Below are 25,432 nucleotides of genomic sequence, written 5' to 3'. Positions count from 1 at the left end.
TCAATCGTGATCGACAAACGGGGCAAGCACCGGCTCTACCCGCGCAGCCTGCGGCACCCGGTCAATCCCGATGCGGCGGTCAAGCTCCTCGTGCCAGTGGTAAATCCGCCGCTCCTGATAATTCAGCGACATGCCTTGGAAGCCCGGACCTTCGAGCGATTCCTGAATCTGCGGCGCAAATTGCAGGTCTTCATACAAGATCCGCTCCCAGTTCTTGATGCGGGTTTCCCACAGCGGGTTGGGGTTGGCCGCATCATGATCGGGCGCCACCCAGCTTGATACAACCCGCGTGCGGCGCGGCCCCAGCGGCCAGAACTGCAACAGCGGAATTCCCGTGGGCGCAGGCGGCATCACAAAGTTGGGATAGATGTGATAGCTGATGTTGTTGGTCGCGGTGAATTCCGAAACCGTGGGAATTTCGGGCATCCCCTTGGTGCCGGGGTCTACCCAGCCTTCGCGGCGGTTGGGTGTTACCATCCGGCTGTGCCCGTGGGGCCACAGCGTCACGATCATCGCGCGGTGATCCAGAAACCGGTCCACCGTGTTTTCGTGGATCGATTTCAGGTGGTACACCTCAAGGAATGCATCGAGCAGCACTTTGACATTGCAATCAACTTCATACTCGCGGCTATCGACCAGCTTCAGCGTCGCCAGTTGCAATTCCTCCAGTGCGCCTGCCATCGGACCGATATGCTCGATCAGCGGTTGGGCATCGGGATCACCATTGATGAAGATCAGCGATCCCAGCAGCTCGCACCGCACCGATGACAGCGAATGGCACGCCATATCGAAATCGGGAAAGTCGCGCTTGTCGCGCACCGCCGTCAGCTTGCCGTCCAGTGTATAGCTCCACCCATGATAGCCGCAGACAAACCCGCGCGCGCTGCCCGCATCCTCTTTCACCAATGGCGCACCGCGATGCTTGCAGGTGTTGTAAAACGCCCTGATCTCGCCCGACAATGTGCGCACCACAATCACCGGACTGCCGGTGTTGCGCGTCAGAAACCATGATCCCGGTTCGGCCACCTGATCGGTATGCCCGGCATAAAGCCAGGCCTTGCTCCACATCTCGCGCTGCTCAAGGCTCAGGAAATCGGCATCGACATAGCGCGCCGCCGGGATCGATGGCAGCGCCGGAAAGCCCTCGGGCGGGTCCTTGCGGTCGCGCTCCCACGCCATGCGATCCAGATCGGCTTTATGACCCTGGCTTATGGCCTGATCCAGCATGGTGCTCTCCTCAGAATTTGGTGCTTGTGCCGCTACAATAAAAACATACATGTATGCTTGTAAAGCACGGATTGGCGTTATGCATCAAAGCGCTCATCCAGCCCTATCTGGCGCAACATTCGGGATGATAAAGCACCATGGATATCCTGTCCGGTATCTTCCACCACGGCACCATTGTCGATAATCTTGAAGATGCCATGGCAGATATCACCTGCGCCACCGGCGTCACATGGTCGCCGATCCGCGCGTTTGATCCCTTGCGCGTGTGGACACCCGAGGGCGGGCGCGGCGAAGCATGGCTCCGCGTCGCCTATTCCCGCCCCGGCCCGATCCGCTTCGAACTGGTCGAAACGCCCAAGGGCACACCCTATGATGTCCTTCGCACAGGCGACAATTCGCATATCGGCGTCTGGGTCGATAACGTCGGCGATGCGCTTGATCTGTTGTGCGCGCAGGGCTGGCAAGTGCTCATCGCCGGAGCCTCACCCCGCCACCGCTATGGCTCCATGGCCTATATCCGCCGCGAAAACGGCCCTGTCATCGAACTCGTCGGCAAGGAAATCGCCCCCATGCTGGAAGAATGGTGGGGGTAGGACACGCGCCCGCGCTGCATGGGCAAAGGCCGTGCCTACGACAAGCCCGCCCAATGAACCTGTGGCCCGCACAAGTATGATATAATGGAAAAGAAAGTGGTCGGGGAGATAGGATTCGAACCTACGACCCTCTGGTCCCAAACCAGATGCGCTACCAGGCTGCGCTACTCCCCGACCGGGAGAGGTCCGCCATTTCCGGTGAACCTTGGGTGTCTGCTCACCCTCTTGTGGGGTGACGACGAGGGCGCGAATGGCACCGGTTTGCGGGTATGTCAAACCGCAACCGCATAACAATCACCAAATACGCCAATTTTTTTGTGGAAGGCGCCAAGCGCCTGCACGAAACCGGGCCACGCCCGTTCGTTCCGGTCCTGTCGAAAGGGGAGGGCGAAAACACTCTACAAAGCGGTTCAGGTTTCACGCAGAGGCGCAGGGAAGAAGTTGAGACGCTGAGATGCAAACCCCCTGGCCACAAGGCCTCCCCGAAATCCAACCATGTAGCCGCAGCCATGGCCAGAGCACGAAAATGGCTTCGCCATCAAATACCCGCCCTCCGCGCCCCCACTTCTTCTCCGCGTCTCTGCGGGGAACCCCATAGCTCCTGCGCGCCAGAGAGGTTGGGCGGATGTAGGACGGGTGTGGCTGCCAATGGCGCCATCGCCATAGAAAAAGGGCAGGCCGACATCCGTTGTTCACGGATGCAGGTCCTGCCCCAATTCTTGCACAAAAGCCCGGCTTGCTGTTGGCAAGACAGGCTGATGCTGCTTAGCCGTTCAGCTTGTCCTTGACGGCCTTGGCGGCAGCAAAGGTCAACTTGTTCGACGCAGCGATCTGGATGGTCGCACCGGTCGAAGGGTTGCGACCTTCGCGCGCAGGGGTGTTCTTGACCTTGAACTTGCCGAAGCCGTTCAGCGAAACTTCTTCGCCCTTTGCTGCGGCATCGGTGATCGCAGTGAACACGCTGTCGACGGCCTTGCGGGCGTCTGCCTTGGTGAGGCCGTGGCTTGCCGCGATGATGTCGGCGAGATCGCTGTTGTTCATGAGTGTCTTGTCCTCAATTTAAAAAGAGACGGCATCGCTAACGCATGGTTATCTGGCAAAGCTATGCCCCCTGTGCACTCTTTCCACTGAATTTCGCCAAATGGCAGTGTTTTTTCGTCGATTTTGGGAGCGTTAGGTCATGAATCGATGAAATATCAGGATTTACGGCCAATTGTATCTTTGTGTCGCAGTTCTGCCGGTGCGCCAACAAGGAGCGTGCGCAAGTGCAGCAATCTGCTAGACAAGCCGCAGAAAATCATTCCGCGATGGCGCACAGATTGGGTCTGGTAACGCTGACTGCAACACATTCTAGGTTGCAAAGTGCGCGCGTCATTGGGCCGGTGCCAGATACCAGTGAGACCATACTTGCCGAACACCCTGTCTTTGCCATCCCGCTTGCAGACCATGTCCGTCATCGTCGCTGGGTCCATCACGTTGCTGCTCTCGGCCTGCGGGTCGGCCGATAAACCCAAGGGCAAGCCCGACCCTGTGGTCGGCGTGATGATCGCGCGGGCAGGGCCGGTTGAACTCACCACCGAACTCGCGGGCCGAACCGAAGCCTTTGAAATCGCCGAAGTTCGCCCTCAGGTTGCGGGCCTCGTGGTCGAACGGCTGTTCACCGAAGGCTCTTATGTGCGCGCAGGCCAGCCGCTCTACCAGATCGATTCGCGCATCTATGCCGCCAGTCAGGCGCAGGCCTCGGCCTCGGTCGCGGCGGCGCAGGCTACGGTTGAGGCGAACCGCTTGCGTGCGGAACGCTTTGCCCTGCTGGCCGAACAAGGCGGCGTCAGCAAACAGGATGCCGCCGATGCGCGCGCCACCTACAACCAGTCACGCGCCGGTGTGCAACAGGCGCGTGCCGCTCTCGCAGCTGCACAAGTGAACTTGGGATTCACCCGCATCACCTCGCCCATTTCGGGGCGTGTCGGCATTTCGATGGTCACCAAAGGCGCGCTCGTCACCACGAATCAGGCCAATCCGCTCGCTAAAGTGCAGCGAATCGATCCGATGTACGTCAATATCCAGCAGTCGGGCGCGGATTTCATCGCGCTGCGCCGTGCGATTGAAAGCGGAAAACTCGTCTCCGGGGTCGCGCCGGTCCAGGTGATTCTCCCTGATGGCTCGGCCTATCCGGTCATGGGCAAGCTCAATCCGGCGGACATTGACGTCAATCCGCAAACCGGCACGATCACCATCCGCGCCGTCGTGCCCAATCCCAAGGGTGATCTGCTCCCCGGCCTGTTCGTGCGCGCCCGCGTCGGGCAAGGGACTGTCCCCGGCGCGATCCTCGTGCCGCAAGCAGCTGTCAGCCGCGATCCGCGTGGCCGCGCCAGCGTGCTGGTCGCAGGTGCCGATGGCATGCTTGAAAAGCGGGAAGTTACCGCAGATACGCCTGTCGGGCAGAACTGGCTCGTTTCGGCCGGTCTCAAGCCCGGCGAAAAAATCGTCGTCGAAGGCCTTAACTCTGCACGAGAAGGACAAAAGGCCAAAGTCGTGCCCGCAGGCAGCAAACCCAAAGATGATGTCAAATCCGGTGCCGGAAAGTAACTGCCGATGATATCCCGGTTCTTTGCGCATCGCCCGATTTTTGCATGGGTGCTGGCCATTTTCATCATGGCGGCGGGCCTGTTTGCCGTCTCTACCATGGGCGTCGAACAATACCCCGATATCGCGCCGCCCACCGTCTCGATCAATGCAACATACGGCGGCGCTGATGCCTCGACGGTTGAAAACAGCGTCACCCAGGTTCTTGAGCAACAGCTCAAAGGCCTTGATGGTCTGCTCTATTTCACCGCAAACTCGTCTAACGGCTCGGCCAGCATCACCGTCACGTTCGAAAAGGGCACCGATCCCGATACCGCGCAAGTGCAGGTGCAAAATGCCATCTCGCGCGCGATCAACCGGCTTCCCGCCGTGGTCCAGCAGCAGGGCGTCAACGTCAACAAGGCGCAGACCGACCAGCTCATGATCGTCTCGATCTATGACAAGACCGGACGCGCCACCAATTCCGACATTTCCGATTACCTGACCACCCATTTCCAGGACCCGATCTCGCGCATCGAAGGCGTCGGCGCTACGCAAGTGTTCGGCGGTTCCTTCGCGATGCGCGTCTGGCTCGATCCGCTTCGGCTGGCGGCGGTACAATTGATCCCGGCAGACATCACCGCCGCTCTGCAAGCGCAGAACACGCAAGTGGCGGCAGGGGAGATCGGGGCCAATCCGTCGCCCGATGGCCAGCGCCTCAATGCCACGGTCACCGCGCGCTCACGCCTTGAAACGCCCGAACAGTTTGAAAACATCGTCGTCAAAACCAACGTCGATGGCTCGGTCGTAAAGCTCAAAGACGTCGCCCGCATTGAAATGGGCGAGGAAAACTACGGCTCTCTCAGTCGCTTTAATGGCATGCCCGCCACCGGCCTCTCGGTCAATCTGGCCTCGGGCGCCAATGCGATGCTCACCGCGCAATTGGTCAAGGAAACCGTCGAAGACCTCTCTAAGGACCTTCCGCCCGGATATACCATCGCCTTCCCGCGTGACAGCAGCACCTTCGTCAAGATCTCGATTGAGGAGGTCGTCTGGTCATTGGGCGAGGCGATCATCCTCGTTGTGATCGTGATGTTCGTGTTCCTGCAAAGCTGGCGTGCCACGCTAATCCCCGCCATCGCCGTGCCCGTGGTGCTGCTCGGCACCTTCGGCATTCTCTCGCTGGCAGGCTATACAATCAACACGCTCACAATGTTTGGGCTGGTTCTCGCCATCGGCCTGCTCGTCGATGATGCCATCGTCGTTGTCGAAAACGTCGAACGCGTGATGCATGAAGAAAAGCTCGGGCCGCTGGAGGCTACGGTCAAATCGATGGAGGAAATCACCTCGGCGCTGATTGGCATCACCCTCGTGCTGACGGCGGTGTTCGTGCCCATGGCCTTCTTCGGCGGTTCAACCGGCGCGATCTACCGCCAGTTTTCGGTCACCATCGTCTCGGCCATGGTGCTCTCGGTGCTGGTTGCCCTCATCTTCACCCCTGCGCTTTGCGCCACGCTGCTCAAGCCCGATGGCGATCATGAAAAGCCCAAGGGCCGCTTCTTTTCGAAGTTCAACAGCGGCTATGCCAGCCTCGAAGGTCGCTACCGCACTCGTCTTGCGCGGATTGTCGGAAGGCCAGCGCCCTGGTTGGGCGTTTTTGCGGCCATCTGCATCGCGATGGTTCTGCTTTATGTCCGCTTGCCCACCAGCTTCCTGCCATCGGAAGATCAGGGCAGCCTCTCGCTCAGCTACCAGCTCCCGGTTGGCTCCACCTCTGAACAGACCCGGGCCGTCGCGACCGAGATTTCGCGCTATATCCGCGAGGCTGAAAAGGAAAACGTCAAGGCCGTGTTCGTGATCATGGGGCGCGGTCAATCCGGCTCGGCCCAGAACGCGGGGCAGGGGTTCATGCTGCTCACCGATTGGGATGAACGCAAAGGCAAGGACCGCTCTGCCGCCGCCGTTGCCGAACGCCTCAACGCGCACTTCCGCAAATCGCGCGATGCGCAAATCTTCGTGCTTGATCCGCCACCGATCCGGGGCCTCGGCAATTCGGGCGGTTTTGAAATGTGGTTGCAGGATGCCGCCGGTGCCGGGCGCGAAGCGCTCAACGCCGCGCGCCGCCAGCTCGCCAAGCTTGCGGGCGAGGATGAACGTCTGGCGCAAGTCCGCCTCAACGGGCTTGAAGATACCCCTCAGCTCAAAATCGATATCGATGATCAGGCGCTCACCGCCTTCCAGATAACGCCAGCCAGCGTCAATTCCACCCTGTCCATCGCGTGGGGCGGCCTTTACGTGAACGATTTTGTCGATCGTGGCCGCGTCAAACGCGTGTTCGTGCAGGGCGATGCCTCCTATCGCAATGAACCGTCAGACCTCGGCCAATGGTTCGTGCGCAGCAGCGATGGCCAGATGGCGCCGTTCTCGGCCTTTGCCTCCTCGCGCTGGACACAGGGCGCGGTGCGGCTGGATCGCATCAATGGCGTGGCCGCGCAGCAATTGCAGGGCGCAGGCTCTCCGGGCATCAGCTCGGGCGAGGCGATGCAGATTATGGAAGACAATGCCGCCAACCTTCCCGGCAATTTCGCTGTCGCATGGAGCGGCCTGTCGTTTCAGGAACGCGCGGCGTCCAGCCAGTCCACCTTGCTCTATGCCGCGTCGATCTTCTTCATCTTCCTGTGCCTTGCCGCGCTTTATGAAAGCTGGTCCGTGCCGGTGGCGGTGCTGATGGTGATCCCGCTGGGCATCATCGGCGCAGTTCTGGCGGTTACTATTCGCGGGTTCAGCAATGACATCTATTTTCAGGTGGCGTTACTCACCACCATCGGCCTGTCCGCCAAGAACGCCATTCTGATCGTGGAATTTGCTGAAGCGGCGATGCAGCGCGGGGTTGAACCGGTTGCCGCCGCGCTGGAAGGCGCGCGCCTGCGTCTGCGCCCGATCATCATGACCAGTGTGGCGTTCATCGCCGGGGTTCTGCCTTTGGCCACGGCCAGCGGGGCAGGGGCCAATGGCCGCCAAGCCATCGGCACCGGCGTGATGGGCGGCATGCTCTCGGCCACGCTGCTGGCCATCTTCCTCGTCCCGCTGTTTTTCGTGCTGGTGAAGGGCCTGTTCAAACGCAAAGACGGCACGCCAACTTCCGATCAAGCGCAGGAGCAACCAGCATGAAGCTGCGCGCCCTCTTCGCTACGCTCCCCGCGCTGGCGCTGGCCGCCTGCAACCTTGCGCCCAAATATACCCGCGCCGAAGCACCCGTGCCTTCGGCGCTGCCACAAGGTCCGGCCTATCCTGCGGCCTCGGGCGATCAAACCACCGCCGATGCGCTCGGCTGGCGGGTCTTCTTCACCGATCCGCGTCTTCAGCAGGTCATCGCCAAATCGCTTGCCGATAACCGCGATCTGCGCGTTGCACTGGCCAATGTCGAACGGGCAAGGGCCATTTACCGGGTCAACCGCGCAGCGCTGTTCCCCATCGTCAACGGCGGCGGCACGCTTTCAGCCGTGCAGGGCACCCAAGGCCGCGTTACTGATAACTTCCTCGTTCAGGCGGGGGCCAGCGCCTATGAAATCGATATGTGGGGCCGCTTGCGCAATCTGGGCGCAGCATCCTTCCAGCGCTATCTCGCCACAGACGAAGGCCGTAAATCCACGCAGATCGCGCTGATCGCCGAAACCGCCAGCGCCTGGCTTACCCATGCCGCCACGGCAGACGCTTTGCGCATCGCCCAAGAAACGCTCGTCACCCGGCAGGAAACGCTGGCCATCACCGTCCGCCGCGAAGCCAACGGCATTGGCACGAAACTCGAAGTCGCCAATGCCACCGCCCAGCTCAACACTGCCCAAACTGCCGTGGCCGATTTCACCACTGATCTGGCCCAGGCGCGCAATGCCTTGGAATTGCTCACCGGCGGCCCGCTTCGCGATGATCTCTTGCCCACAACGCTGGGCACAGGCGATCAAACTCTGGCCGTGCTGCCGGTTGGTCTTTCCTCTGATGTCCTGCTGCGCCGCCCGGATGTGATGTCCGCCGAACACGCCTTGCGCGCCACATATGCCGATATCGGCGTTGCCCGCGCGGCCTTCTTCCCCACGCTCTCGCTCACCGGCTTGTTCGGTTTTGCCAGCGCTGGCTTGCTCAAGATTCTTGAAAGCGGCGATTTCCAGAAGACCGCCAACGTCGCCTTGCGCCAGCGCATTTTCGATGGCGGTGCCACGGCCAATAACCTCAAAGCTGCCAAAGCCTCGCGCGAAGCCGCGCTCGCCACGTATGAAGGCGCAATCCAGAACGCCTTTCGCGAAGTCGCCGATGCCCTCGCGCGGCGCGGCACCATCGATGATCGGATCACTGCGCAAGTCTCGCTCGAAGCCAACGCTGCCACGGCCTACCGGCTGTCCACAGCGCGCTATAACGCGGGCATCGCCAATTACCTCGAACCGCTCGACGCCCAGCGCACGTACTATAACGCGCGCCAATCGCTCGTCTCGGCCCGCCTGATCAAAGCCGCCAACATGGTAGAGCTATACCGTGCCCTCGGCGGTGGTCTACAAGACCAAACCCTGATCCCGCAAAAATAGGGACAGTCCCCATTTAATCCCCCGGCCTACCCAACCCGCTCACTCACCGCCAGCAGCGCCAGTTCGGTCCGGTTCTCGATGTTCAGCTTCTGATATACGGCATGAAGGTACACTTTCACCGTGCCTTCGCCGATGCCCATTTCCACGCCGATCTCACGGTTGCGCATTCCGCGTGCCACCAATGCTGCGATCTTGCGTTCGCGGACGCTCAGCTTACCCAGTGGGCCTTGGGAATCAGGCCTAAGCGTCAAGTCCAGCGCACGTTGCAAAAAGTTCGGTGCAATCGCTTTTTCGCCAGAATGCACTCGATCCAGTACGTTCACCAATTCGTCTTCGGCACCATCCTTTGAAATGATCCCGTCCACGCCAGCCCGCATGACCGACATTAGTTGGTCATTGTTGATCTCGGCGGTTAGCAGCACCACAGCCCGGTTGTCGCCGCGTTCGCGCAGTGATTCCAGCGCCTGGACGCCATTCATGCCTGGCATGTTGATATCCAGCAGCACGATCTGGGGATTATGTGTCTTGATTGCGGCCAGCGTTTCCTCGCCGCTGGCGGTGGCCGCCACAACGGAAAACCGTGTGCCGCGCAGCACGGCTTCCACGCCTGCCCGGATAAAGCCATGGTCGTCAGCGACGAGAACGGGGATCATGCAAATTCTCCGGAATGGATAGCAATATCAAGACGCGCACCGCTGGTGGTGCTGGCAACATGGAATTGTCCGCCCAGCGCTGCCACGCGTTCGCTGATGGAACGCGGGAGGATCGGGTTGGGGTGGTCGGGAAAGCCGATGCCATCGTCGGCAATGGTCAGTTGCAGCACGCCGTCCTCGTCGGATAAAGTGACGCAAACTTTGTGGCACTTGCCATGGCGAACGGCATTGGCAATTGCCTCGCGCACCAGTTGCCTGATTTCGTGCGAAAGTTGCACCGAGACCCATTGCGGATGATCGGGCAGGACCAGTTCGGTTTCAATGTGCCAATGGGCTCCTGCCTCGGTAAGCAGATCGCGCATTTCATCGGCAATCTCGGTGCGGCGATCGCCTTCTTCGCCCCGCCGCAAGCGCTCGATCAACTGGCGAAGTTGGATTTGTTCGCGGCGCAAGGCATTCTTGATGGAATCGATTTCGCCCTCGGGATCATGGCCCTCGCGGATCCAGCGGCGCAGGGCTTCCAGCCGGAACAGGGTTCCTGCCAGAAACTGTGCCACACTATCGTGCAGGTCGCGTGCCACGGCATGGCGCACACCGCTTTCCGCCGCGCTCCGGGCAAGGCTTGCCATCTCGTCTCTGTCAAGCGCATGGCCGATCTGGTCCCCTAGCGCGCGCAGCATGGCAAGATCATCCACGCTGAGTGTTTCGCAATCCCATGCGATGATATGGCCGCCGCCGGTTGCGCTTTGCAGCGGAACCAGCACGCCTTCATTGATCCCGTAACTGTGCGCAAGTTGGGACTGGACGGGCGCGTTCCACGCCACAACGCCCGGATCTTCAAATCCAATCATCCGGGATTTCGCAATATTGAACAAGGCTGTCGGCATATGAGAGGTCAACTGATCGCCAAAATCGCCCGGACCTGCGCGGTGGACTGTGATGCCCGCAGGTGTGCGATGCCGGAATTCTACCCAAGGCTCTTCATTTGCGGAAAACGCCAGAACCACTTGCCGCGCGCCCAAGGCAGATGCGATCAGCGCCAGCGCGCTATCCAACAATTGCTCGCGTCGCCCGCCCAGCAGTCCCGGCGGCTCGGAAAATGGCATCACCCGGCCGCCACCACGCGAAAGACTAAGCCAGATCAGAATGCTCGACAGTACGATCATATAGGCAGTGCGGCGGGCAAAACGGAACAGGTCGATGTCGAGGCCCAACTGGACCATGGTCAGGCCAATGGCGAGATTGGCCGTTAACACTATTATCGCCGTAACGGCGGTTGCACGCCAGCTCCAACGGGTCATCGCTGCTACCAGCAAAAAGGCCGCGAACGCCAGAAAAGGGCTTTGAAATTCTGTAAAGCGGTTTTCGGTAACATAAATTGCTGCAAGAAATATAATTATATCAATGCTTTGTGCGATAGTGGCCAGGCGAAAGTCGAACCACCAACTGCGCCACGCCACGATCATCAGGAAGGCAGTCCACAACAGATACAGGCTGACATACAGCAAATTTCCCAAGTCACCGTGCAAAGGGACAGCAGGATCAACCCAGATCACGAGCAAAAAGAGCAGTGCAAGCACTGCGCGCGCCGTTGAAATAACCCTGCCGGTCCGCCTTATTAACGCACTTTTATACAAACTCCGCTCCGTGATTCGACTCGCATATTTTGCATGGGTAACCGAAGGAAGCACAGGCAAACCGTTGTATGTGAGTATTATCACCATTTTGGCTCTGATATCGGCAATTTTATTGTAAAGTATAAATTTACCCAAAGTTTGTTTGGATAACCGGGGCAAATGCTGTAAAAATGCGTGACGGGTCGTTAACCTTTGTCATGGGAAATGGCCCGCCGGGGTGCGCATGAAATGATGGTAGATAAAGAGCTGACTGAGAATCCGTTGGTCGCTTTGACCGCCAAGCAGCGTGAAGTTCTGGACCTGCTGATCCAGCACAAAACGTCCAAAGAAATCTCTCGATTGCTCGGTATTTCCCCGCATACCGTGGACCAGCGCATCATGTTGGCGCGCGGCAAGCTGGGCGTGGCCTCGCGCGGCGAAGTCGCTCACGCCTATCGCAGCCTCCTCGAAACATACGAACAACCCGTATATCAACTTTCCCATATAGGTTTTCCGCCGCTTCCCGCCGAAAACTCAAGGCAGGAAGACGAGGTAGTCGACCTGCCCGGGACCCGGGCCACGCCTCCAACGATTGAAGCGTCTCCAACGCTGCAAACGTCTGGGATCGAAGGTTTGGCACAGGTTCTGGCGATGCCGGGGGAAACCCCAGGCATGGCAGGGCAGGCCGTATATCACCGCGTTCTTCCGGAGATGTTCGACGGGCCAAACGGCACCTTGATGCGGCTGGGTTATATCGCTGCCATCACGGTGTTCCTGATCATCATCGTGCTGGGAGGGTTGAGCATGTTTGCCCAATTGTCCTCCTTGCTTGACCGGTGATTGCCGCAAGGCCAAGCAGATCGTCTCCATCCGTCAACTATGGCAACAGCGCGGGGGCGCTGATGCCTTTGAACAAGGACCTGCGCCACACGGTGCAGGCGGGAGCAACGATGAAAAATACTGCCACAAGCAACAGCAACCAAGTCGCCATCCATGGCATGCGCATCACTCGCGATCTTCACGAAGCCGAAGCTGCCATTGACGAAGCGCTGATCCGTCAGGCCAATCTGCTCGCCACCATGGTCCGCGCCCGCCGCGAAACCTCGGTTGGTGCCTTTACCGGACAAGAAGCGTTGCTGCGTCTCGTCGCCAGCCAGAAGTCGATGCTCGATGCCAGCAACGAAATCGCCCGCGTCCATGGCAGGCTGCTCGATGTGGGCCGTGAATCCGGCAGTTTGCTGGTTGATGATTGCCCAGCCCGCGGTGCTCTGCCTGCAGAAAGCACGGTCGCCTTGGTCAACGCTTCCTGAAGTAGGGCGGCCGTGGTGACTGGCATCGGCCTATGATGCTGATTTGGACACTCCGCTTCGCGGTTGCGGCCATCGTCATATTCGCCCTCCGCAAGGGAGGCGAGCCCGAGCGACTTGTCGCGGGCGTGTTGCTGGCCACCGCAGTCCTTGATGTGTTCAACCACGCGATGTTCGGGGAACCGGTGTTCTTTCTGGTTAACCCCGGCCATCTGGTGATCGATGTCTGGTCAATGATTGTCCTGATGTGGATTGCCTTGCGCGCCAATCGAGGCTGGCCAATGTGGGTCAGTGCTGCCCAGATTATCGTCGTCCTCGGGCACTCGTCGAAGATCATCGAACTCTCGCTGGTTCGCTATGGCTACTTCGCGATGACCCAGATGCCGCTAACCGTTCAGGCTGTTGCTCTGTTTCTTGGCACTTTTGCGCATCTGCGCCGCCAGGAACGGATCGGCAATTACAACGCTTGGCGCCTTGATCGAAGCTGGGCCTGATCGCCCGCACGAACGGACCGGAACCTTGGGGAAGGGACCGGTCTGCGTCAAAATTGTTTGAACAGTTACCATGACAGCCTGTTCATGGGGGAGCATTACTATGACTGTCCGCTCTATGCGTGCCACCACTACAGTGCAAGCCACACCGAAGGCGCAAGCCACAAGCAAACGGGGCCTCGTTGAACCGGTCACGCCGGTCATGGCCATCGACCCTGCCACTGCGGCCCGCCACCTCACCATCGCGCGCGAGGTCTATGCCGAACGCCGCCGCCGTCACCGCTTCCTGCCCGCCGATCTGTTTGGCGAGCCTACGTGGGATATCCTGATCGATCTCTATATCGCCCATCGCGAAGACCGCCGCGTCCCTACCACCAGCTCGTGCCTGGGCGCGCATGTGCCGCCCACCACGGCGCTGCGCTGGCTCCGCATTCTCGAATCGCGCGCTCTGGTCGAACGCGAAGACGATGGCCGCGATGGGCGCCGCACTTTCGTCCGCCTCACCCTGCAGGGATTGGCGGCAATGGACGCCACTTTCGCCAGCATTTACGCCAATTTCTCGCGCGCTATCCACATCGCTGATACGCCGCCAGAAAGCGAATAACAGTTCCCCGGAAGGCCGGACGGTAAATGCACCCCCTCCGTCCGGCCGACCGGGTGCCTTCCGGCAAAAGCTGTGCCGCGCTCAGCACCGCCGCGCTCAACAGGGCCTTGTCTCGGGATCATCCGCCGCCGCTTCAGCCGCCGCCCGCCGTGCCAAAACCTGCGCGCGCAGCTCCAGCAATTTGCGATGGATCGAAGCGCGTACTTCCTTGATGTCCTCATTGCGCTCGCCCGCCCACGCGCGGCGCAGTCGGTCATAGACCGGATGGCCGGGTTTCAGATCCTTGACAGCTACTGCACCGTCGCGCCCTCCGCCATAGCGCGCCGAGCGCCGCGTCTTCAGCAGGAACGTCAAAAGCGCCGTATCATAGCGTTTCCACGTGGCGACCACCTGTCCGTCCGAAACGACAGGCCGATCCTCGCCTGCAATCGCCCGTTCCAGCGCGCAATCCTCTAACCGGCTGAAGCCCCGGTCCAGCGCGGCATCCCAGGCCGCCGAAAAGCCCTCAGCCCCCGCACGGTTGCGCAACTTGTACAGCGATTCCAGGCTAACTCCGATGCTTCGCGCCGCCTGCGTCACAATCCCCGTCGCCGCCAACGCCGCCACAAACGCGCGCTGTTTGTCAGGCGTGATCGAATTGCGCCGTGGGACGGCATGCAAATAGGCATCAAACCGCAACAGCGGATCATCCTCCACCACCACCTCCGAAAACGCCACCACCGACGTCCGCCGCCCCGGCCTCACCGAAGCACACACAGTCTCGCTCTGTTTCTCGCTCATGAGTAGCAAATAACCTATATGGTTAGTTGTAGGAAAGCGAAATCATCACCTGCCTTTTCCCATCATGCGCACCGTGCTGCTCCAAAAGCCTGCTGCCGTTTGCGCCAGATCGTCAGAACGCGTGTCTGAAGTTCAATCCACATATGATACCCTGCACCGAGATTGAGAGGATCTCGAAGCGAAGTGCCGAAACCAGCCTGTCTTGCCTGACTTCCCTGCGCATCGCAGCATAATGCAGCAGCCCGGCTGCCAGCTTGAAGCCGACAATGCGGGCGACAGAGGGCCTGCTGCCCAGCAGGGGGTTGAGCTCGCGGCAGTTCGGCTTGTCCACACAACTGATGGTCTGTGCGGCATCAAGCACTCCCAGCAATTGATACGCGATTTCAAGTCGCTCAATGGTCCTCACTTTCCGGCGTCTGATCCGCTGCGCGTCCAGTTCGGGGTCAAGCACCTCGTTAGCGGACTGCGGCAGGCCAGGGGTTGGTTGTTTGACCGTATCGGATGGCCCGAACGCACCTGCCGGAGCGTCCGAAGATGCCAATGCACTCTCGCCCATGACAGGTTTCAAGATGAAAGCAGGATTCTCTGCCGAAATACCGGAAATGCCGGAGAGGAATTCCGTTGCGTCTGCGCGCTCAACAGACGCGAAAAATGCACAAAGTGTGGCAACTGCTAAGCTTACGTGATGATAAAATCTTCGCGCATCAAATCGGGAAAATCCCATAACTATTCCTATTACAAACCATGCTGTAAAGGAAAGTTACTTATTATTCAGTGACTTAACACGAAAAGAAGGTTGGGGATCCGATTGAATTTTCCTCCAAACCAACAGGGCATCGATCCTCGCTGTCCGATCCTTGTTATAAGCCCTTGTTTCATAAGGATCTGCACAAGCCAAGCGCGTAAGTTCACCTAACCGAAGCTTCAATCCATTTCGGAGCAGAGCGTGCCAGAACGCCCAAAACTGCGCCAGCAACCCCTCCGGGAACGCGCCCGTCCCCCATCATTCCCGACCCCGATCTTCACCATTCCAGCCCCTACCTTCGTCATTCCCGCGAAGGCGGGAATCCACCCGCCACACCAGCCCAAATCCCAAACGTCGCGCAAAAGAGGCAAGCAGAGGATCAAACCCAAAACCCGTCGGGCCTCGGCAAGTCCAACCGCGCATTCCTTATAAGCAACGTTTCTCCCCCCTTCCGTTTGCGGGAGGGGCCGGAGGTGAGCCTACAACTACGACAAAAGCCGCCGCCGGACGCCGGATGCGGATACAGGAGGGCGAAGGGCAGTTAATTGCGATTTCGGCAAAGTGGTAGTTTGGTTAGGGGGTTTTGCACCTGTTACCGAAATTTCCCCACCGTAACTCCGGCGAAATCAAGACGGTGTTTTTGGCATTGCAGGATAGCGTGCGCTTGGACGCCGTGCTGCCGACCAGCCGTTAGCCCCCGGTCTCGATTGCAACACGGCTTCGTGCGTGTAGAATAGGCTCCGGAGTTGCTTTCGGCACGCCTGCGCGCTGCAGGCCAGTTGCAATCGTTGCGGGGTTGACTGTCATGATTGTTATCGAAGACAAGGTATTTGGCGTGTTCGAAAGGGAACGGCGCGATGAATTTACTACGCGCTTGCATTCGGCGCTGGCACCACTCTCGCACCGCCTCGACCGCGGCATAACCCTCTCGCTACTCGACCGCATCATTGAGATGGCGGAACATGCCGGCTACGAGACCGAGACCGATGTCGCAGCATTTGGCGCGCTATGGTTAATCGTTGACGTGATTTGCGGGTCAGATGGCGCGCTCAATGCCATGCTCGATCGAATGGAGGACGCTGAGGTCGATTTCACCATATTCGATCTATATGACAGCGTTGCCGCCACGCTATGAGCACCGCCGATCCCCGGGCAATCAAAATCGCGCAGCACAGCCTGCAGCGGCTCGGCCATGCAACGGGCACCGCCGATGGCAGGATAGGCCCACAAACCACGGAGGCGCTCCGACAATTCCAGCAGGCCAACGGTCTTGTGCCTGATGGCAAGCTTGGCCCGAAAACGCTGGCGTTGCTGGCCGCGAAGGACTCGATCCCGGCCAATGCCTTGGGGCAAGGGCTGAAGGGCCTGATGGCGCAGGCAAAGGACGCCATCTTGGCGGTGATGAACTCTTCGGCTACTGCTCGCAAGCCAGTGCAGAAATGCCCGCTGGCGAAGGGCAAGGCCGCTGCGCCAAGCAAAAAGCGGAAGCGGATCACTTACTGCGTTCCTGCGAATGGCAGAACGAAGGGCAATTTCGTCGGCGAGAAGGCAAAGAAGGTCAACGAGGACTACGGCACGAGCGTCGATTTTGACAAGCTGTCGCAGTGGGAAGGCGGTCAGCATATCGATGCCTATGTGGCATGGTGGCCCGGTGCGAAGGACAACATTTCCGGCGTCACGCTGGGGACGGGAGTGGACGTCGGCCAGACTAACGATCCCGACAAGTATGCCAAGGAAATGGCGAAGGGCGGCGTGCCGCAGGAGACGGTTGACAAGCTCAAACCATACATGGGCCTCAAGCAGCAGGCGGCGTGCGACTACCTTTCGGCTCACCCGCTTACTCTGTCGAAGGACGAAGCCGACGCCATTGACAACTGGGCCAAGCGCAAGCACCTCAGTATGGCGAAATCGAGCTATGACACAGCGATGGGCCCGAACCCGGATCCGGCTTTCAAGGACCTGACGCCCGCGCAGCAGACCTTGCTGCTCTCCCGTACCTACCAGCAGGGACCGGGCATGCCGACGAAGAAGATTTCGAAAGGCTTCTACGACGCCGCGCTCGACGGCGACTGGGACAAGGCCGCCGATCAGCTCGATGCGATGGCAGACAAGGCCGGGTTCGCCAAGGGCCGGACCGACAAGGAAGCCGCATACCTGCGCGAGAGTATGAACGAGGGGCAGCGATGAGCGGCAAGAAACTTGTATGGACGGTCGGTCGGTTTGTAAGCTCACTTCCACTCACGCCCGAAGACCAGACGCGCATTAACGACGACTACGGCCTGCCCTATCAAGGGCAGATAATCAGCATCAATCACGGTCAGTTGTTTGTCCGCGATCCGTTTACAGGCAAGTCGGAGAAGCTGGTGATCGGCAGCATCCAGAGCCGCGACTTCCCACGGGTGATCCGCTTGGCTATCGCATCGCTCGGCATCCGCAATGCCACTGGTTTTGCCAATGTATCGGCACCCGACAACAAGGCGCTATTCGCGGTGATCGAGGCAGGGGATCAGCTAATCGCCTTGGTGCCGTACTGCAAGGTCGACGCGAAGGGCGTGCCAGGTTCGGAGTGCGCTTACGTCGGCCAGCCTTGGTCCCACTAGACAAGCCGCCCCAGAGGCGTTGCGCTAAACGGGCGTCATGCTTTCTCAATAAGGCTCATGGGAAGTGCCTCAGTTTGAATTTTGATCGTGCGAAAGGGCTACCGGCTCATGAGAAAAAGCGCCAAGATTTTGGCAGGTTCTGACAGGCAGTGTCGCGCTTCTGAACCGCGGCTCTTCAGCGGATTTTGACAATGGCACTTCTTTTCCCCTACTGCCCAAGTAACCTATTGCAAACGTCGCGAATCTGTTGATCCGTTTCCTGCCGAGATCGAGTCGCTTTGGGCGATTGGGCAGGCGACCGTTGAGCGTCGAGCATTGGGGTGTAATCTTTCGCTCAACATTTTGCGAAGGAACGACCGGTTAAGTCTCCGACCACGTCTTCCGGCCCGGCAGATATCACCATTCCGCGGACGTCAAGGGACAACTGGGGGGCCGGGACTAGAGCGTAAAGCTCCCACGAAGCATACGTGCCATTGATCTCCCATCCACCGACCCTTGACCCCACCCCCGAATCCAACTAAGGGCGCAACCTTCCCGCAGCGGTCATGCCGTTTCGTGGAGCAGAGCTGAACATTGCCGGTGCGTGCGGGCGGGTCAAACCGCCGGTGTAATCCGCCAAAGTAACCCGGCCCTTTTGTCCGGGTGGAGCGTTTCGGTTCGTTGATGTGACTGGCGGCGAGGCTTTGGCCTTGCGTGCTGTTTTCATTCGCGAATTCCGCGATTTCTTCACCTTGCCCAACGGGTCACAACCAAGGTGAAGAGTACTTCATGCCTACAATCAATCAGCTGGTCCGCAAGGGCCGCGAACCGCAGAAGGCCAAGTCCAAGGTCCCTGCGATGGAGCAAAACCCGCAAAAGCGCGGTGTTTGCACCCGCGTTTACACGACGACTCCGAAGAAGCCGAACTCGGCTCTCCGCAAGGTCGCCAAGATCCGTCTGACCAACCAGCGCGAAGTCATTTCGTACATCCCCGGTGAAGGCCACAACCTTCAAGAGCACTCGGTTGTGCTCATCCGTGGCGGCCGCGTCCGCGATCTTCCCGGTGTGCGTTACCACGTCCTGCGCGGCGTGCTCGATACACAGGGCGTCAAGGATCGCAAGAAGTCGCGCTCGAAGTACGGCGCTAAGCGTCCGAAGTAATGCAGGTGGCAGGGCAGGGGCCTTCGGGCTGTTCCTGAACTGCTAATGCATTTTTCAGGTACGCTTAATCGTTTTGGGGTCGGCTAAGGTCGATCCGATCGGAAGGAATTCAAGATGTCACGTCGTCGTCGTCCGGAAAAGCGGGTCATCCTGCCTGATCCGAAGTTTGGTGATCAGACCCTGTCGAAGTTCATGAACAACCTCATGCTCGATGGTAAGAAGTCGGTCGCAGAAAGCATCGTTTACGGTGCAATGGATACCATGCTGGCCCGCGCAAAGACGGATCCAATCCAGTTGTTCCATGATGCGCTCAATAACGTAAAGCCGCAGATCGAAGTGCGTTCGCGCCGCGTTGGTGGTGCTACGTATCAGGTCCCGGTCGAAGTGCGTCCCGAACGCGCCCAGGCTCTGGCCATCCGCTGGTTGATCACCGCTGCCCGCAACCGTTCGGAAACGACGATGGCTGCGCGCCTGTCGGCCGAGCTGCTTGATGCTGCCAACAACCGTGGCAACGCCGTCAAGAAGCGTGAAGACACCCACCGTATGGCCGACGCGAACCGCGCGTTCAGCCATTACCGCTGGTAAGTCTTTAAACGGTCACACTTGTAACCATATGGGCGGGGCTTTCGTGGCTCCCCCATACTCCCAAGGAACAGCATCATGGCACGCAGCCATCCGCTTGATCGCTATCGTAACTTCGGCATCATGGCACACATCGATGCCGGCAAGACGACGACGACCGAGCGCATCCTTTTTTATACCGGCAAGTCCTACAAGATCGGCGAAGTCCATGACGGCGCTGCTACGATGGACTGGATGGAACAGGAGCAGGAACGCGGCATCACGATCACGTCGGCCGCGACGACCTGCATCTGGAACGATCACCGCCTGAACATCATCGACACCCCCGGCCACGTTGACTTCACCATCGAAGTTGAACGTTCGCTGCGCGTGCTCGATGGTTGCGTCGCCGCCTTTGATGGCGTCGCAGGCGTTGAGCCGCAGTCTGAAACCGTATGGCGCCAGGCGGACAAGTACAAAGTCCCGCGCATGTGTTTCATCAACAAACTCGATCGCACCGGCGCAAACTTCTACTATTGCGTCCAGACGATCATCGACCGCCTCGGCGCCAAGCCTGCCGTTCTGTATCTGCCGATTGGCGCAGAAGCAGACTTCAAAGGTCTTGTCGATCTGGTCGAAAACCGGGCGATCATCTGGAAAGACGAAGCGCTGGGCGCTGAATTCTTCTACGAAGAAATCCCCGCCGACATGGCCGACAAGGCTGCCGACTATCGCAACCAGTTGATCGAACTTGCCGTCGAGCAGGACGATGACGCGATGGAAGCGTACCTTGAAGGCAACGAGCCTGATGTGGTAACGCTCAAGGCGCTGATCCGCAAGGGCACGCTGGGGCAGGCATTTGTGCCTGTGTTGTGTGGTTCGGCGTTCAAGAACAAGGGCGTGCAGCCCCTGCTCGACGCTGTGGTGGATTACCTACCTTCGCCGCTCGACATCGAAGACGTGCAGGGTGTTCACCCCGATACGGACGAGCCTGACAGCCGTGAGACCTCGGACGAAGCACCGTTCTCGGCGCTGGCGTTCAAGATCATGAACGACCCGTTTGTCGGCTCGCTCACTTTTACCCGCATCTATTCGGGCACGCTCAACAAGGGCAGCTACCTGAATTCGGTAAAGGGCAAGAAGGAAAAGGTTGGCCGCATGCTGTTGATGCATGCGAACAGCCGCGAAGACATCGATGAAGCCTATGCAGGCGACATCGTTGCTCTGGCAGGCCTCAAGGAAACGACGACGGGCGACACCCTGTGTGCCGAACGCCAGCCGATCATTCTTGAGCGCATGGAATTCCCCGAGCCCGTTATCGAGCTTTCGGTGGAGCCAAAGACCAAGGCCGACCAGGAAAAGATGGGCGTTGCTCTGCATCGTCTGTCGGCGGAAGATCCTTCGTTCCGCGTTGCGACCGATCACGAATCGGGCCAGACAATCATCAAGGGGATGGGCGAACTCCACCTCGAAATCATCGTCGATCGCATGCGTCGCGAATTCAAGGTCGAAGCCAACGTTGGTGCGCCGCAGGTGGCTTACCGCGAATACCTCGGCAAGGCTGTGGATGTGGATTATACCCACAAGAAGCAGTCGGGTGGTACTGGCCAGTTCGGTCGCGTGAAGGTGCGTGTTGCACCGGGCGAGCGTGGTTCAGGCATCATCTTCACCGATGAAATCAAGGGTGGTAATATTCCCAAGGAATATATCCCTGCGATTGAAAAGGGCTTCCGTGAAATCGCGGCTACGGGCTCGCTCGTTGGCTTCCCGATTATCGACTTTGCTATCACGCTCTACGACGGCGCCTACCATGACGTCGATTCGTCGGCACTGGCATTCGAAATCGCTGGCCGTGGCTGTATGCGTGAAGTCGCGCAGAAGGCAGGCATCAAGCTGCTCGAACCGATCATGAAAGTTGAGGTGATCACGCCTGAGGAATACCTCGGTGACGTGATCGGCGACATCAACTCACGTCGTGGCCAGATCCAGGGTACAGACAGCCGGGGCAACGCCCAGGCCGTTACGGCCATGGTCCCTCTGGCAAACATGTTCGGCTATGTGAACCAGCTCCGCTCGTTCACCCAAGGCCGTGCTAACTACTCCATGTTCTTTGATCACTACGACGAGGTTCCGGCCAACGTAGCGGCCGAAGTCAAGGCGAAGCTTGCATAACCATTCATATAGCTTTAGGGGCGGCGCTCGATTCAGCGGGTGCCGTCCTTTTCCCGCAGTATCTGCACACTTGAAAATAGAAGGTTTGAACAATGGCCAAGGCTAAGTTTGAGCGGAACAAGCCGCACTGCAACATCGGCACCATCGGTCACGTTGACCACGGCAAGACCACGCTGACAGCAGCAATCACGAAGGTTCTCGCCGAAACCGGCGGTGCAACTTTCACCGACTACGCAAACATCGACAAGGCTCCAGAAGAGCGCGAGCGCGGCATCACCATCTCGACCGCACACGTCGAGTACGAAACTGCCAACCGTCACTATGCGCACGTCGACTGCCCAGGTCACGCTGACTATGTGAAGAACATGATCACCGGTGCCGCCCAGATGGACGGCGCGATCCTGGTCGTGAACTCGGCCGACGGTCCTATGCCACAGACCCGCGAGCACATCCTGCTTGCACGTCAGGTTGGTGTTCCTGCCCTCGTTGTTTACATGAACAAGGTTGACCAGGTCGACGATGAAGAAATCCTCGAACTCGTCGAACTCGAAATGCGCGAGCTGCTGAGCTCGTATGGCTTTGAAGGCGATGACATTCCGTTCGTCAAGGGCTCGGCACTTGCCGCACTCGAAGGACGCGACGATGCCATCGGCCGCGATTCGATCAACGCGCTCATGGCTGCGGTTGACTCGTGGATCCCACAGCCTCCTCGCCCAACCGACAAGCCTTTCCTGATGCCAGTAGAAGACGTGTTCTCGATCTCGGGTCGTGGTACGGTTGTGACCGGCCGTATCGAAACCGGTATCGTCAAGGTCGGTGAAGAAGTTGAAATCGTCGGTCTGAAAGATACCCAGAAGACCGTCGTGACCGGCGTTGAAATGTTCCGCAAGCTGCTCGATCAGGGTGAAGCTGGCGATAACGTTGGTGCGCTCGTTCGCGGTATCAAGCGTGAAGACGTCGAGCGCGGCCAAGTGCTGTGCAAGCCCGGTTCGGTTACGCCGCACACCGAGTTCTCGGCTGAAGTCTACGTGCTGTCGAAGGACGAAGGCGGCCGTCATACGCCATTCTTCGCCAACTACCGTCCGCAGTTCTACTTCCGTACGACCGATGTGACCGGTGAAGTTGTTCTGCCAGAAGGCACCGAGATGGTTATGCCTGGCGACAACGTTTCGATCGGCGTAAAGTTGATCGCTCCAATCGCGATGGATCCAGGTCTTCGCTTCGCAATTCGCGAAGGTGGCCGCACTGTCGGTTCTGGGGTTGTCAGCACCATCACGAAGTAATATAGGCCGCGCTCCGGCGGGGAGAATCACTCTCCCCGCCGTACGGTTTTTTGCTTCTGATCGCTTAATTGGCACTTGTGCCAAACGTCAGGTGGCCCGCTCTCCCCGAGCTTCATAACTGGGGTAGGGGTAGAGGGTAGGTCGACTGGCTTTTTTGTTTTGCTCTTTCGCATCGGTTAACGGACATGGACGCCCAGAATATCCGCATTCGCCTTAAGGCCTTTGATCATCGTGTGCTCGACCAGGCCACTGGAGAAATTGCTGATACAGCACGCCGCACTGGCGCGCTGATCCGGGGACCAATCCCGTTGCCAACGCGCATTGAAAAGTTCACGGTAAACCGTGGTCCTCACATCGACAAGAAGTCGCGTGAGCAGTTTGAAGTCCGCACTTACAAGCGCCTTCTCGACATTGTGCAGCCAAATGCTGCAACGGTCGATGCGCTGATGAAGCTGGACCTCGCTGCTGGCGTCAATGTCGAAATCAAACTTGCTTAAGGCGGTTTGAAGATGCCCTTACTTTTGTAGGGGAGCATCCGGTCGGATCGTCCGCAACGGTTCAAAGTTTCTGGCCGGTATATTCCGGCTAAGACCTTTACTTCGGTAAAGGGCCAGAGTTTTCGAGGTAACAAAAGCCTCGTTGACAATGGGATACCTCCGGCGCCGCGTTGGTCCAGCTTGACTGGGTAATCGCACAGCCGGGCAAGCGTCCCCCGATTGTTTCTGTTTCAGCAGGGACATTCAGCCCGGTCGGGGGCGCGCTTCACATACGGGCTGAACATGCATGTCGGAATGGGTCTGGCATGCCTCTGTGAGGAGTATGGATCATGCGCACCGGCGTGATCGCGAAGAAAGTCGGGATGACCCGAATTTTTCAGGAAGATGGTCGGCACGTGCCGGTCACCGTCCTTTCGCTAGAAAATTGCCAGGTGGTTTCGGTACGCACTGCGGAGACTGACGGTTACGTTGCTCTCCAGCTCGGTGCAGGCCAAGCCAAGCAAAAGAACGTTGCAAAGCCGCAGCGTGAGCACTTCGCCAAGGCGCAAGTGCCGCTGAAGATGGAAGTCGCCGAATTTCGCGTTGCAGATGATGCAACCGTCGAAGTCGGCTCGACTATCGCCGCTTCGCACTTCGTTCCCGGCCAGATGGTCGACGTTTCGGGCAACACGCAGGGCAAGGGCTTTGCGGGCGGTATGAAGCGTTGGGGTTTCGGCGGTATGCGTGCAACGCACGGCGTGTCGATCTCGCACCGTGCACTCGGTTCGACAGGCCAACGCCAGGATCCGGGCCGCGTCTTCAAGAACAAGAAGATGGCTGGACACATGGGCGACAAGCAGCGCACCCAGCAGAACCTCGAAGTCGTCCGTGTTGACGATGAGCGCGGCCTGATCTTCGTAAAGGGCTCTGTCCCCGGTTCGAAGAATGGCTGGCTGCTCGTCCGCGATGCCGTGAAGGTTTCGCGTCACGCCGATGCACCTTATCCCGCCGGCCTCAAGCAGGCTGCCAACAGCAACGAATCGGCTGCTGCCGACACTCCCGCCGATACCGGCGCGGCTGTCGACACCGCCGAAGGCCAGGAGGGCTAAGTCGTGAAAGTTCAAGTCCTCAATCTGGACGGAAGCGCCGGTACTGGCGAAGTGGAACTCGCAGATGATGTGTTCGGCATTGAGCCGCGCGCTGACATTCTGCACCGCGTCGTTACCTGGCAGCTTGAAAACCGTCGCGGCATTGCCCGCAAGGCGCGCGAGCGGTCCGACGTTGCCCGGACCGGCAAGAAGTTCGGTCGCCAAAAGGGCGGTGGTACGGCTCGTCATGGCGATCGCAAGGCTCCGATTTTCATCGGTGGCGGCAAGGCCCATGGTCCCCGCGTCCGTGAATTCGATGTTTCGCTGAACAAGAAGGTCCGTGCTCTCGGTCTGAAGATGGCTCTGTCATCGAAGGCTAAAGCTGGTCTGATCATCGTCGATAACCTCGACGTTGAAGCAAAGACCAAGGCGCTGGTAGGTCAGCTCGCAAAAGCAAACTTCGGCAAGAAGGTCCTTGTGATCGATGGCGAAGCGGTGAACGACAACTTCGCCAAGGCTGCGCGCAACATCATCGGTGTGAACGTCCTGCCCGCAATCGGTGCAAACGTTTACGACATCCTGAAGCATGACACCCTGGTGCTGACGCGCTCGGCTGTCGAAAAGCTGGAGGCGCGCTTCAATGGCTAAGGAAGCAATCGACACGCGTCACTATGACGTGATTGTGGCTCCCCACATCACCGAAAAAGCGACGCTGCTCAGCGAGCACAACGCCGTGGTCTTCAAGGTTGCCGACAAGGCAACCAAGCCGGAGATCAAGGCAGCGGTTGAAGCCCTGTTTGATGTCAAGGTCACGAAAGTGAATACCTTGAACCAGGATGGCAAGACCAAGCGCTGGAAGGGTAAGCCCTACAAGCGTTCTGATTTCAAGAAGGCTGTCGTGACTCTGGCCCCAGGCCAGTCGATCGACGTCACCAGCGGTATTTGAGGCGCGCA

At 59.1% G+C, this 25,432-nt stretch carries 25 protein-coding genes and 1 tRNA gene; 19 read left to right on the top strand and 7 right to left on the bottom strand.

The window, feature by feature from the left end:
• A complete protein-coding gene (locus tag IP81_RS08875; RefSeq protein WP_054107759.1) occupies positions 1-1,227 on the bottom strand; it encodes an aromatic ring-hydroxylating dioxygenase subunit alpha in 1,227 nt (408 codons plus the stop codon).
• A gap of 137 nt (positions 1,228-1,364) precedes the next feature.
• Between IP81_RS08875 and IP81_RS08870 the strand changes: the two genes are divergently transcribed.
• On the top strand, positions 1,365-1,820 hold the full coding sequence (locus IP81_RS08870; protein WP_054107607.1) for a VOC family protein: 456 nt from the start codon (positions 1,365-1,367) through the stop codon (positions 1,818-1,820).
• A 97-nt stretch (positions 1,821-1,917) separates the two neighbouring features.
• On the opposite strand, the gene IP81_RS08865 is transcribed toward IP81_RS08870, so the two are convergent.
• Positions 1,918-1,994 (bottom strand) — tRNA-Pro (locus IP81_RS08865).
• Positions 1,995-2,585: 591 nt separating this feature from the next.
• The gene (locus tag IP81_RS08860; RefSeq protein WP_054107606.1) at positions 2,586-2,861 is read right to left on the bottom strand and encodes an HU family DNA-binding protein; all 276 of its coding nucleotides are present in this window, start codon (positions 2,859-2,861) and stop codon (positions 2,586-2,588) included.
• 405 nt (positions 2,862-3,266) lie between these two features.
• On the opposite strand from IP81_RS08860, the gene IP81_RS08855 reads away from it, so the two are divergent.
• The 3 genes from IP81_RS08855 to IP81_RS08845 are packed head-to-tail and all read left to right on the top strand — an operon-like array spanning position 3,267 to position 8,962.
• Positions 3,267-4,409, top strand: coding sequence for an efflux RND transporter periplasmic adaptor subunit (locus tag IP81_RS08855; RefSeq protein WP_054107605.1), 1,143 nt, complete (start codon positions 3,267-3,269; stop codon positions 4,407-4,409).
• A 6-nt stretch (positions 4,410-4,415) separates the two neighbouring features.
• Entirely contained in the window at positions 4,416-7,556 is a 3,141-nt protein-coding gene (locus IP81_RS08850; RefSeq protein WP_054107604.1) for an efflux RND transporter permease subunit, read from the top strand.
• Entirely contained in the window at positions 7,553-8,962 is a 1,410-nt protein-coding gene (locus IP81_RS08845) for an efflux transporter outer membrane subunit (protein ID WP_054107603.1), read from the top strand. Before IP81_RS08850 ends, IP81_RS08845 begins: the two co-directional genes overlap by 4 nt.
• Before the next feature lie 26 nt (positions 8,963-8,988).
• Here the strand turns inward: IP81_RS08845 and IP81_RS08840 are convergent, their stop codons facing one another.
• The gene (locus tag IP81_RS08840) at positions 8,989-9,615 is read right to left on the bottom strand and encodes a response regulator transcription factor (protein ID WP_054107602.1); all 627 of its coding nucleotides are present in this window, start codon (positions 9,613-9,615) and stop codon (positions 8,989-8,991) included.
• Positions 9,612-11,195 (bottom strand): sensor histidine kinase, encoded by a 1,584-nt coding sequence (locus IP81_RS08835; RefSeq protein WP_054107601.1) that lies wholly within the window; start codon positions 11,193-11,195, stop codon positions 9,612-9,614. The genes IP81_RS08840 and IP81_RS08835 overlap by 4 nt, the downstream gene beginning before the upstream one ends.
• A gap of 285 nt (positions 11,196-11,480) precedes the next feature.
• Between IP81_RS08835 and IP81_RS08830 the strand changes: the two genes are divergently transcribed.
• The 4 genes from IP81_RS08830 (at position 11,481) to IP81_RS08815 (ending at position 13,633) form a co-directional block, all read left to right on the top strand.
• Positions 11,481-12,071, top strand: coding sequence for a helix-turn-helix transcriptional regulator (locus IP81_RS08830; protein ID WP_054107758.1), 591 nt, complete (start codon positions 11,481-11,483; stop codon positions 12,069-12,071).
• Positions 12,072-12,181: 110 nt separating this feature from the next.
• Positions 12,182-12,541 (top strand): hypothetical protein, encoded by a 360-nt coding sequence (locus IP81_RS08825; protein ID WP_157573137.1) that lies wholly within the window; start codon positions 12,182-12,184, stop codon positions 12,539-12,541.
• Between the two features lie 32 nt (positions 12,542-12,573).
• The gene (locus tag IP81_RS08820; RefSeq protein WP_054107599.1) at positions 12,574-13,032 is read left to right on the top strand and encodes a hypothetical protein; all 459 of its coding nucleotides are present in this window, start codon (positions 12,574-12,576) and stop codon (positions 13,030-13,032) included.
• Positions 13,033-13,132: 100 nt separating this feature from the next.
• Positions 13,133-13,633, top strand: a complete 501-nt coding sequence (locus IP81_RS08815; protein WP_157573136.1) for a MarR family transcriptional regulator — start codon at positions 13,133-13,135, stop codon at positions 13,631-13,633.
• Between the two features lie 96 nt (positions 13,634-13,729).
• On the opposite strand, the gene IP81_RS08810 is transcribed toward IP81_RS08815, so the two are convergent.
• On the bottom strand, positions 13,730-14,413 hold the full coding sequence (locus IP81_RS08810; protein ID WP_231626272.1) for a hypothetical protein: 684 nt from the start codon (positions 14,411-14,413) through the stop codon (positions 13,730-13,732).
• A gap of 112 nt (positions 14,414-14,525) precedes the next feature.
• Positions 14,526-15,137: a hypothetical protein gene (locus IP81_RS08805; protein WP_054107598.1), complete on the bottom strand. Its 612-nt coding sequence runs from the start codon at positions 15,135-15,137 to the stop codon at positions 14,526-14,528.
• Positions 15,138-15,963: 826 nt separating this feature from the next.
• Between IP81_RS08805 and IP81_RS08800 the strand changes: the two genes are divergently transcribed.
• The 11 genes from IP81_RS08800 to IP81_RS08750 all read left to right on the top strand — a co-directional run bounded on the left by IP81_RS08800 (position 15,964) and on the right by IP81_RS08750 (position 25,424).
• Entirely contained in the window at positions 15,964-16,293 is a 330-nt protein-coding gene (locus IP81_RS08800; RefSeq protein ID WP_054107597.1) for a hypothetical protein, read from the top strand.
• Positions 16,290-17,345, top strand: coding sequence for a pesticin C-terminus-like muramidase (locus IP81_RS08795; protein WP_054107596.1), 1,056 nt, complete (start codon positions 16,290-16,292; stop codon positions 17,343-17,345). Before IP81_RS08800 ends, IP81_RS08795 begins: the two co-directional genes overlap by 4 nt.
• Positions 17,342-17,758 (top strand): hypothetical protein, encoded by a 417-nt coding sequence (locus IP81_RS08790; RefSeq protein WP_054107595.1) that lies wholly within the window; start codon positions 17,342-17,344, stop codon positions 17,756-17,758. The genes IP81_RS08795 and IP81_RS08790 overlap by 4 nt, the downstream gene beginning before the upstream one ends.
• Positions 17,759-18,526: 768 nt before the next feature.
• A complete protein-coding gene (gene rpsL / locus IP81_RS08785) occupies positions 18,527-18,898 on the top strand; it encodes a 30S ribosomal protein S12 (protein ID WP_054107594.1) in 372 nt (123 codons plus the stop codon).
• A 114-nt stretch (positions 18,899-19,012) separates the two neighbouring features.
• Positions 19,013-19,483: a 30S ribosomal protein S7 gene (rpsG, locus tag IP81_RS08780; protein ID WP_054107593.1), complete on the top strand. Its 471-nt coding sequence runs from the start codon at positions 19,013-19,015 to the stop codon at positions 19,481-19,483.
• Positions 19,484-19,558: 75 nt separating this feature from the next.
• Positions 19,559-21,631, top strand: a complete 2,073-nt coding sequence (gene fusA, locus IP81_RS08775) for an elongation factor G (protein ID WP_054107592.1) — start codon at positions 19,559-19,561, stop codon at positions 21,629-21,631.
• A gap of 92 nt (positions 21,632-21,723) precedes the next feature.
• Complete coding sequence (gene tuf, locus IP81_RS08770; RefSeq protein ID WP_054107591.1) at positions 21,724-22,914, top strand: elongation factor Tu; 1,191 nt, start codon at positions 21,724-21,726, stop codon at positions 22,912-22,914.
• A gap of 185 nt (positions 22,915-23,099) precedes the next feature.
• Positions 23,100-23,411, top strand: a complete 312-nt coding sequence (gene rpsJ, locus IP81_RS08765; RefSeq protein WP_039334374.1) for a 30S ribosomal protein S10 — start codon at positions 23,100-23,102, stop codon at positions 23,409-23,411.
• A gap of 329 nt (positions 23,412-23,740) precedes the next feature.
• Positions 23,741-24,499, top strand: coding sequence for a 50S ribosomal protein L3 (gene rplC, locus IP81_RS08760; RefSeq protein ID WP_054107590.1), 759 nt, complete (start codon positions 23,741-23,743; stop codon positions 24,497-24,499).
• Between the two features lie 3 nt (positions 24,500-24,502).
• Complete coding sequence (gene rplD, locus IP81_RS08755; RefSeq protein WP_054107589.1) at positions 24,503-25,126, top strand: 50S ribosomal protein L4; 624 nt, start codon at positions 24,503-24,505, stop codon at positions 25,124-25,126.
• Positions 25,119-25,424: a 50S ribosomal protein L23 gene (locus IP81_RS08750; RefSeq protein WP_054107588.1), complete on the top strand. Its 306-nt coding sequence runs from the start codon at positions 25,119-25,121 to the stop codon at positions 25,422-25,424. Before rplD ends, IP81_RS08750 begins: the two co-directional genes overlap by 8 nt.
• Positions 25,425-25,432 lie beyond the last annotated feature (8 nt).

This window comes from Novosphingobium sp. AAP83, from assembly GCF_001295795.1.
In the GTDB taxonomy this organism is placed as follows: domain Bacteria; phylum Pseudomonadota; class Alphaproteobacteria; order Sphingomonadales; family Sphingomonadaceae; genus Novosphingobium.
Note: the sequence above shows the minus strand (reverse complement) of the source record. Positions and strands in the feature narration are given on the sequence as shown.

What these genes read in the sequence shown, in the direction of transcription:
- IP81_RS08840 (WP_054107602.1), bottom strand. Translation starts at nt 9,615, where the DNA reads ATGATCCCCGTTCTCGTCGCTGACGACCATGGCTTTATCCGGGCAGGC.
- IP81_RS08845 (WP_054107603.1), top strand. Translation starts at nt 7,553, where the DNA reads ATGAAGCTGCGCGCCCTCTTCGCTACGCTCCCCGCGCTGGCGCTGGCC.
- IP81_RS08875 (WP_054107759.1), bottom strand. Translation starts at nt 1,227, where the DNA reads ATGCTGGATCAGGCCATAAGCCAGGGTCATAAAGCCGATCTGGATCGC.
- IP81_RS08810 (WP_231626272.1), bottom strand. Translation starts at nt 14,413, where the DNA reads ATGAGCGAGAAACAGAGCGAGACTGTGTGTGCTTCGGTGAGGCCGGGG.
- IP81_RS08860 (WP_054107606.1), bottom strand. Translation starts at nt 2,861, where the DNA reads ATGAACAACAGCGATCTCGCCGACATCATCGCGGCAAGCCACGGCCTC.
- IP81_RS08800 (WP_054107597.1), top strand. Translation starts at nt 15,964, where the DNA reads ATGATTGTTATCGAAGACAAGGTATTTGGCGTGTTCGAAAGGGAACGG.
- IP81_RS08750 (WP_054107588.1), top strand. Translation starts at nt 25,119, where the DNA reads ATGGCTAAGGAAGCAATCGACACGCGTCACTATGACGTGATTGTGGCT.
- IP81_RS08870 (WP_054107607.1), top strand. Translation starts at nt 1,365, where the DNA reads ATGGATATCCTGTCCGGTATCTTCCACCACGGCACCATTGTCGATAAT.
- IP81_RS08790 (WP_054107595.1), top strand. Translation starts at nt 17,342, where the DNA reads ATGAGCGGCAAGAAACTTGTATGGACGGTCGGTCGGTTTGTAAGCTCA.
- IP81_RS08820 (WP_054107599.1), top strand. Translation starts at nt 12,574, where the DNA reads ATGATGCTGATTTGGACACTCCGCTTCGCGGTTGCGGCCATCGTCATA.
- IP81_RS08850 (WP_054107604.1), top strand. Translation starts at nt 4,416, where the DNA reads ATGATATCCCGGTTCTTTGCGCATCGCCCGATTTTTGCATGGGTGCTG.
- tuf (WP_054107591.1), top strand. Translation starts at nt 21,724, where the DNA reads ATGGCCAAGGCTAAGTTTGAGCGGAACAAGCCGCACTGCAACATCGGC.
- rpsJ (WP_039334374.1), top strand. Translation starts at nt 23,100, where the DNA reads ATGGACGCCCAGAATATCCGCATTCGCCTTAAGGCCTTTGATCATCGT.
- IP81_RS08830 (WP_054107758.1), top strand. Translation starts at nt 11,481, where the DNA reads ATGATGGTAGATAAAGAGCTGACTGAGAATCCGTTGGTCGCTTTGACC.
- IP81_RS08815 (WP_157573136.1), top strand. Translation starts at nt 13,133, where the DNA reads ATGACTGTCCGCTCTATGCGTGCCACCACTACAGTGCAAGCCACACCG.
- IP81_RS08795 (WP_054107596.1), top strand. Translation starts at nt 16,290, where the DNA reads ATGAGCACCGCCGATCCCCGGGCAATCAAAATCGCGCAGCACAGCCTG.
- fusA (WP_054107592.1), top strand. Translation starts at nt 19,559, where the DNA reads ATGGCACGCAGCCATCCGCTTGATCGCTATCGTAACTTCGGCATCATG.
- rpsL (WP_054107594.1), top strand. Translation starts at nt 18,527, where the DNA reads ATGCCTACAATCAATCAGCTGGTCCGCAAGGGCCGCGAACCGCAGAAG.
- IP81_RS08825 (WP_157573137.1), top strand. Translation starts at nt 12,182, where the DNA reads ATGAAAAATACTGCCACAAGCAACAGCAACCAAGTCGCCATCCATGGC.
- rpsG (WP_054107593.1), top strand. Translation starts at nt 19,013, where the DNA reads ATGTCACGTCGTCGTCGTCCGGAAAAGCGGGTCATCCTGCCTGATCCG.
- IP81_RS08855 (WP_054107605.1), top strand. Translation starts at nt 3,267, where the DNA reads ATGTCCGTCATCGTCGCTGGGTCCATCACGTTGCTGCTCTCGGCCTGC.
- IP81_RS08805 (WP_054107598.1), bottom strand. Translation starts at nt 15,137, where the DNA reads ATGGGATTTTCCCGATTTGATGCGCGAAGATTTTATCATCACGTAAGC.
- rplC (WP_054107590.1), top strand. Translation starts at nt 23,741, where the DNA reads ATGCGCACCGGCGTGATCGCGAAGAAAGTCGGGATGACCCGAATTTTT.